The organism is Glaesserella sp., from assembly GCF_041814905.1.
Taxonomy (GTDB): Bacteria; Pseudomonadota; Gammaproteobacteria; order Enterobacterales; family Pasteurellaceae; genus Glaesserella.
The window spans coordinates 1-6,228 of record NZ_JBGXYA010000038.1; the positions used below are offsets into that span (position 1 = coordinate 1).

Annotated in this window: 8 protein-coding genes; 3 read left to right on the forward strand and 5 right to left on the reverse strand. The window is 42.6% G+C overall.

The genetic code is table 11. The features are described 5' to 3' along the window. The 3 genes from serA to ACEYJ7_RS05940 all read left to right on the forward strand — a co-directional run. Nucleotides 1-780, forward strand: a 780-nt coding sequence (gene serA, locus ACEYJ7_RS05930) for a phosphoglycerate dehydrogenase (RefSeq protein WP_373778159.1), incomplete at its 5' end; no start/stop codon positions are given. 101 nt (nucleotides 781-881) lie between these two features. After that, a complete protein-coding gene (locus ACEYJ7_RS05935; RefSeq protein ID WP_373778160.1) occupies nucleotides 882-1,664 on the forward strand; it encodes a threonine/serine exporter ThrE family protein in 783 nt (260 codons plus the stop codon). Further along, nucleotides 1,665-2,129: a threonine/serine exporter family protein gene (locus ACEYJ7_RS05940; RefSeq protein WP_373778161.1), complete on the forward strand. Its 465-nt coding sequence runs from the start codon at nucleotides 1,665-1,667 to the stop codon at nucleotides 2,127-2,129. A 61-nt stretch (nucleotides 2,130-2,190) separates the two neighbouring features. On the opposite strand, the gene ACEYJ7_RS05945 is transcribed toward ACEYJ7_RS05940, so the two are convergent. The 5 genes from ACEYJ7_RS05945 to ACEYJ7_RS05965 all read right to left on the reverse strand — a co-directional run bounded on the left by ACEYJ7_RS05945 (nucleotide 2,191) and on the right by ACEYJ7_RS05965 (nucleotide 6,183). Next, on the reverse strand, nucleotides 2,191-2,706 hold the full coding sequence (locus ACEYJ7_RS05945; protein ID WP_373778162.1) for a hypothetical protein: 516 nt from the start codon (nucleotides 2,704-2,706) through the stop codon (nucleotides 2,191-2,193). Between the two features lie 96 nt (nucleotides 2,707-2,802). After that, a complete protein-coding gene (gene manA, locus ACEYJ7_RS05950; RefSeq protein WP_373778163.1) occupies nucleotides 2,803-4,005 on the reverse strand; it encodes a mannose-6-phosphate isomerase, class I in 1,203 nt (400 codons plus the stop codon). After that, on the reverse strand, nucleotides 4,002-4,460 hold the full coding sequence (locus tag ACEYJ7_RS05955; protein WP_373778164.1) for a DUF986 family protein: 459 nt from the start codon (nucleotides 4,458-4,460) through the stop codon (nucleotides 4,002-4,004). The genes manA and ACEYJ7_RS05955 overlap by 4 nt, the downstream gene beginning before the upstream one ends. Before the next feature lie 73 nt (nucleotides 4,461-4,533). After that, nucleotides 4,534-5,370, reverse strand: coding sequence for a PTS mannose transporter subunit IID (locus tag ACEYJ7_RS05960; protein ID WP_373766806.1), 837 nt, complete (start codon nucleotides 5,368-5,370; stop codon nucleotides 4,534-4,536). Nucleotides 5,371-5,382: 12 nt separating this feature from the next. Further along, nucleotides 5,383-6,183: a PTS mannose/fructose/sorbose transporter subunit IIC gene (locus ACEYJ7_RS05965; RefSeq protein WP_373778165.1), complete on the reverse strand. Its 801-nt coding sequence runs from the start codon at nucleotides 6,181-6,183 to the stop codon at nucleotides 5,383-5,385. Between the last annotated feature and the right edge of the window lie 45 nt (nucleotides 6,184-6,228).

The window sequence follows — 6,228 nt, forward strand, 5'->3', positions numbered from 1 at the left end:
GGTAAAAAATTAGGTATCGTCGGTTACGGTCATATCGGTTCGCAATTAAGTATTATTGCAGAGTCGATTGGTATGAAAGTGTATTTCTACGACATTGAAAACAAACTGCCGTTAGGCAATGCGCAGCAAATCCCGACACTGGAAGAACTGCTCTCAACCTGTGATGCGATTTCTTTGCATGTGCCGGAAAACGCCTCCACTAAAAATTTAATGGATGCCACCCGCATTGCACAATTGAAAGAAGGTTCCGTTTTAATCAATGCCGCTCGTGGTACCGTTGTGGATATTGATGCGTTAGTCTCCCGTTTGGAAGCCGGCACATTACGCGGTGCGGCGTTAGACGTTTTCCCTGAAGAACCGGCTTCCGCCAGCGATCCGTTCGTTTCTCCGTTATGCAAATTCGATAACGTGATCTTAACGCCGCACATCGGCGGTTCGACGTCCGAAGCGCAAGAAAATATCGGTACGGAAGTTGCCAATAAATTCGTGAAATACTCCGACAACGGTTCAACGCTCTCTGCAGTGAACTTCCCTGAAGTGTCGTTACCGGAGCACAAAGGCGCAAAACGTTTGTTGCATATCCATGAAAACAAACCGGGCATTCTAAATAAGATCAACCAAGTCTTTGTAGATTCAAACGTGAATATCGCCGCCCAGTTCTTACAAACGGATCCGTCTATCGGTTATGTGGTCATTGATGTTGAATCGGAAAATACCGCAGAAGCGCTAAAAAGCTTGAAAGAAATTGAAGGTACAATTAAAGCGCGCGTGCTCTATTAATTGTGTAAATTTTTTTCTTGATCAAAGAAATTATCTTTTTTCTTTGGTAGCCTTCGAATCGGCAGGTGCAATCGTGCACCTGCTTTTTTGGAAGGTATATTATGCAATACGCTCAATCTGAAGAAAAACAACGAGAAATTACGCGATTATGCGTGCAAGTTGCGTTGTTATTACTCCAACATGGTGCGGAAAGCACGCTGGTTGTTCAAATGGCACAACGTTTAGGTCTCGCCCTTGGTGTGGATAGTGTTGAATGTGCACTCACTCCAAATGCGATCATTCTCACAACTTTGCTGAATGATAACTGTATTACTACCACTCGCAAAAATGTTGATCGCGGCATTAATATGCAAATTGTGACCGAAGTACAGCGGATTGTTATTACCGCCGAACATCATATTTATAATATGCAATATGTCCGCCAAAAGTTAAATGAACTTAAACCGCTAAAATATAATCGTTGGTTGGTGGTGTTGATGGTAGGGCTTTCCTGTGCCAGCTTTTCTCATCTTAGCGGTGGCGATTTCACTATTTTCATGATCACCTTTATTGCTTCATCATGTGCGATGTTTATTCGCCAAGAATTAGCCCATCGACATTATAATCCACTGATTATTTTCTCTTGCACCGCTTTCGTCGCATCAATGATTGCCGGTGTCGCACTAAAATATGAATGGGGTAATCAACCACAAATTGCTCTTGCCTCAAGCGTATTGCTCCTGGTGCCGGGATTTCCTTTAATTAATTCGCTTGCGGATATTCTAAAAGGGCATATAAATATGGGGCTTGCCCGTTGGACTATCGCCTCTGTACTCACTCTCGGTGCTTGTATGGGTATTGTGTTGGCGCTCACTTTTCTCAATATTGCAAGTTGGGGGGCATAAATGGAACTGCTACTCTCATTAATTGATGATATGTTTTTTGCCGCAATTCCCGCCGTCGGCTTTGCGTTACTGTTTAATGTTCCGCCGAAAGCGTTGAAGTATTGTGCGATTCTGGGTGCGATTGCGCATGCTTTCAGAACCTTGATGATTCATTATGATGTACCGCTTGTGTTGGCAACGTTTATTGCCACGTCAACCATTGGTTTTATCGGAGTTTATTTATCACAACGCTATTTAGCACACCCGAAAGTTTTCACCGTTGCCGCAATCATTCCGATGATTCCGGGGGTATATGCTTATAAAGGCATGATTGCCATGGTACGGATGAATTACGATGGTTTTTCCAATGAATTGTTCGTACAGATGATTGATAACTTTATCAAAACAGGCTTTATTTTGGGCGCATTGGTTTTTGGCTTAGCATTGCCGGGACTGTTGTTCTACCGTCATAAACCGGTTATCTAAAATGAACAAGCGGTCGTTTTTACAAATTATTTTACAAAAACGACCGCTTGTATTCGGTTTATCAGTAGCTAACTAAAATTTTAGCACCGTTAGAGTACAAAATACTTTGCGGTTGCAAGTGAGCGGAAAGCTGTACGTCAGGCTCGGACAAAATCGCCTGCACATCATCAGGTAAACTCGCAAGTGGCACAGTAAATACCAGCTCACTGGTGGTTTTCCGTTTCAAATTATCTTTGAAGGATACCGGCGTATCTTGAATCAAGATCAGTTTATTATTGTAAATATAACTCGCCTTCCAATGCACAATCCGCATATTACGAGTGCTTTTGTTTTCAGCGGAATATTTAAAATTCACTACCGTTTGACCGTTTTTATCCTGGCCAAGCTCAACGCCTAAATATTTCACGTCGATATTGTCCGTAAAGTTTTTTAAACTACGCTCCGCTTTACTCGGTGAAACATTTTTTTTGACTGCTTTTTCTTCTACCGTCGGAGTAATTTTGACAACTTCTGCCTGCGCATAAGCCACAACACCAACAGATAATAATACCGCCAACAAAGATTGATGTAATTTCATATCTTCCTCCTTAAGAGAATAATCAAGCTCATTTGACTTCATTCTACAAACATTCCGCACATTTTGGCTAGCACATTTGCAAATAATTTAAGGCAATTAAGGCAAGGTAGCAATAATGGCATAACCATCGGTTTCACCGATGATATCCGCTTTACTGCCTGCGGTGATAAATGCGGCCTCCCCTTGCTGTAAATGGAGGGAATCTTCACCTAAATCAATATATAAGCTGCCAGCCATTACTAATAAAATACTCGCACTGGTTGCCGCCACCTCTTCTTCATCAAAAGGCTTAAACTCGAGACGTTGCATTGCAAAGTCTTTTGCTTCAGGGGTCGGATACAAATGTAATGCCTCTTCACCGTCATATTCCGGAATCAGTTTCGGTGTTACTTCACGGTAGTCAATACTGTTGAGCAACGCTGGAATATCAATGTATTTCGGGGTTAAACCGCCACGAATTACGTTATCGGAAGCTGCCATCAACTCAATATTTTGACCGCGTAAATAAGCGTGCGGTAAGCCGGCTCCTTGGTAGATTCCTTCGCCTTTTTTGACATTGACAATATTAAACAAATAAAAACAGAGCAAACCTGCATCCAACTTGTTTTGTGGGATATTCATGCTTTCTATGGCGTAAAGTACCCAATAATCCGGATCATCCAATTTTAGTTTGCCTTGTTGGTACGCTTCCTGCTTGGTCTCAATAACCGGCAACAACCACGCGGCTAACTGCTCTTGCGACGCTTGCATAATTTCGGCATAAACATCAGGCAACCCTTTGGTATCGATTGCTGACGCTAACGGTTTGAGCGAATCATGTTTAGATAGCGCCTCTTTCATGCCAGAAAACGATCTAAAACCATGCAATAACCACGAATCGGATAGTGCAATCATCATTTCCGGTTTGTGATTACGATCTTTGTACGTTCGATTCGGAGCGTTAAGGGCAATTCCCAATTGATTTTCACGCTCAAAACCCAGTTCCGCCTCGGCTTTAGTTGGGTGTAACTGTATTGAGAGTGGCAATTTCACATCCAGCACTTTCAATAAATAAGGTAATTCATCACCGAATTTTTGGCGGGCATTTTCACCGAGCAATTCCGGCGCATTGTCGATGACTTTATCCAATTCGACCCAATTACCGTCAATTTCAACCAGTGACGGTGCTGAACGATGTGCGCCGAGCCAATATTCCGCATAAGGTTTATTCTCCGGATTTTCCAGCTTTAACCAATTCGGAATAAAACTGGAACCACCCCAATCATAATGTTGGTACTTACCGACTAGTTTAAAAATCATTTTTTATATCCCCCAAAGAAGCTAACCACTTTTTCAACATCGTCCTGCTTTTTAATACGGACAAGCAAACGCCTACCATTGTTCAAATCCATCACCAAAATTTGATTATCCGCCAAATTAATTTGTTTAACCTTGCTGTAAGTAAAATAAATATTACCGAAGAAAAAACCGTTTTCTTTCAATAATAAACGCGGGAAACGAATAAATGCCGAATAAACGACCAAAATAATACAGGTTGCAAGCAGATAGAGCGTTAACGGTTCAATCCCCGTTTGTATGCCTTGCACGATAATTAACACAATCAATGCAATTAAAATACCGGAATCCAGCCCTGCTTGTCGTTTCAATTCCACTGTGAGTACTGTTTTGCCTTTAAGTTTATCCATTACCATTTGGTCATAAATAGCAAAAGCGAAGCAGAAAAAAATACCGATAAAGAGAATGATGTTTGTCATATTTGAATTTTGTATAAAGGAAAAGACCGCCTGCAGTATAACAAGCGGTCTGATTTCACGATTATTTTGCAAATTATGCCAAAATACCAGTCCACGCACCGAAGATACCGATGACGAAGAAACCGATGATAATCCAAAGGGCATTCACACGATTACGCAATAACCACATACACGCAAAGGTTAAAAGTAACGGTAATAAGCCCGGCATCAAGCTATCTAAGATAGATTGAACAGTGGTAATCTCCGTTGTACCGTCTTGTTTTTGAATGGTTGAAACCACAAGCGGTACGTTAATGCTTGTCCATTTTTGAACCAATGCTCCCATAATAAACAAACCGAGAATGGATGCACCTTCAGTTAATTTTTGCAATAAACCGCCGCTCATATCTTGTACGACGTCTAACCCTTTTTTATAGCCGTAAACCACGCCGTAGTAACGCGTTGCTAAGCGTACAAGGTTAAACAGCACGAAGAAAAGCAATGGTCCTAAGATGCTACCGGTTAATGCGATCCCAGCCCCTAAGGCAGCAAAGACCGGGCGCGCGGTACCCCAGTAAATCGGGTCACCCACACCGGCTAGAGGTCCCATAAGACCGACTTTGATCCCGTTGATTGCCGCATCATCGATAGGTTTGCCGTTTGCACGCTCTTCTTCCATCGCAATAGTCACCCCTAATACCGGTGCTGCCACGAACGGCTGGGTGTTAAAGAACTCAAGGTGACGTTTGATCGCATCTTTGCGCTCTTGTGAATTCGGATCCGGATATAAACGTTTGATGACAGGTACCATGGAGTAAGCAAAACCTAACGCCTGCATACGCTCGAAGTTCCAAGAACCTTGGAAGAGATTAGAACGGCGTACCACCGCATTTAAATCGCTCTGTGTTACTTTTTTGATGTCAGTTGTCATAATCATGCTTCCTTAGTCTAATCTGTTGTCAAGGTCATTGTTCGTTGCTTGCACTTGCACCACTTGTTTACTTTGATTGTATTTCGGGTGAAGTTGAATATAAATAACAGCGGTAATCGTACCTAAAATACCTAATGCAACCAAGTTGAAATCGGTAAACGCCGCAATCACGAAACCGGCATAGAAGAACGGCATTAAGTGACCTGCACGCATCATATTGATGACCATCGCATAACCGACTACCGCAATAAAGCCACCGGCAATTTTAAGACCTGTCGTGACGACCGGCGGAATTGCCGCTAACATAGATTGAACCGTGTCCGTACCTGCCGTCATCGCCACGATTAACGCCGGAATTGCAATACGCATTGCTTGGAGTAATAACGCCGAACGGTGAATCCAATCCAGTTTGTTCAAATCTCCCGTTTCAACCGCATTATCCGCCGCATGTTGGAAACCGACGGTAATCGCACGTACTACGTAAGTTAATACCTGACCTGCCGCTGCAAGCGGAATCGCTAACGCAATCGCAGTTGGAATATCTTGACCGCCGACGATAACCAAGATGGTAGACACCACCGACGCTAATGCCGCATCCGGTGCCAGTGCTGCACCAATATTCATCCAGCCTAACGCCAATAGTTCTAATGAACCACCAACGATGATACCGGTTTTCATATCGCCTAAGACGATACCGATTAAGGTACAAGCGATTAACGGACGGTGAGTTTGCCATTCGTCAAGAATAGATCCCATTCCTGAAATACAGGAGACAAGGAATACTAAGATAATTTGTAAAGCAGAAATTTCCATAATCATTTCCTTAAATTAAGTTATTTTTCTTAAGTAAATCCATCA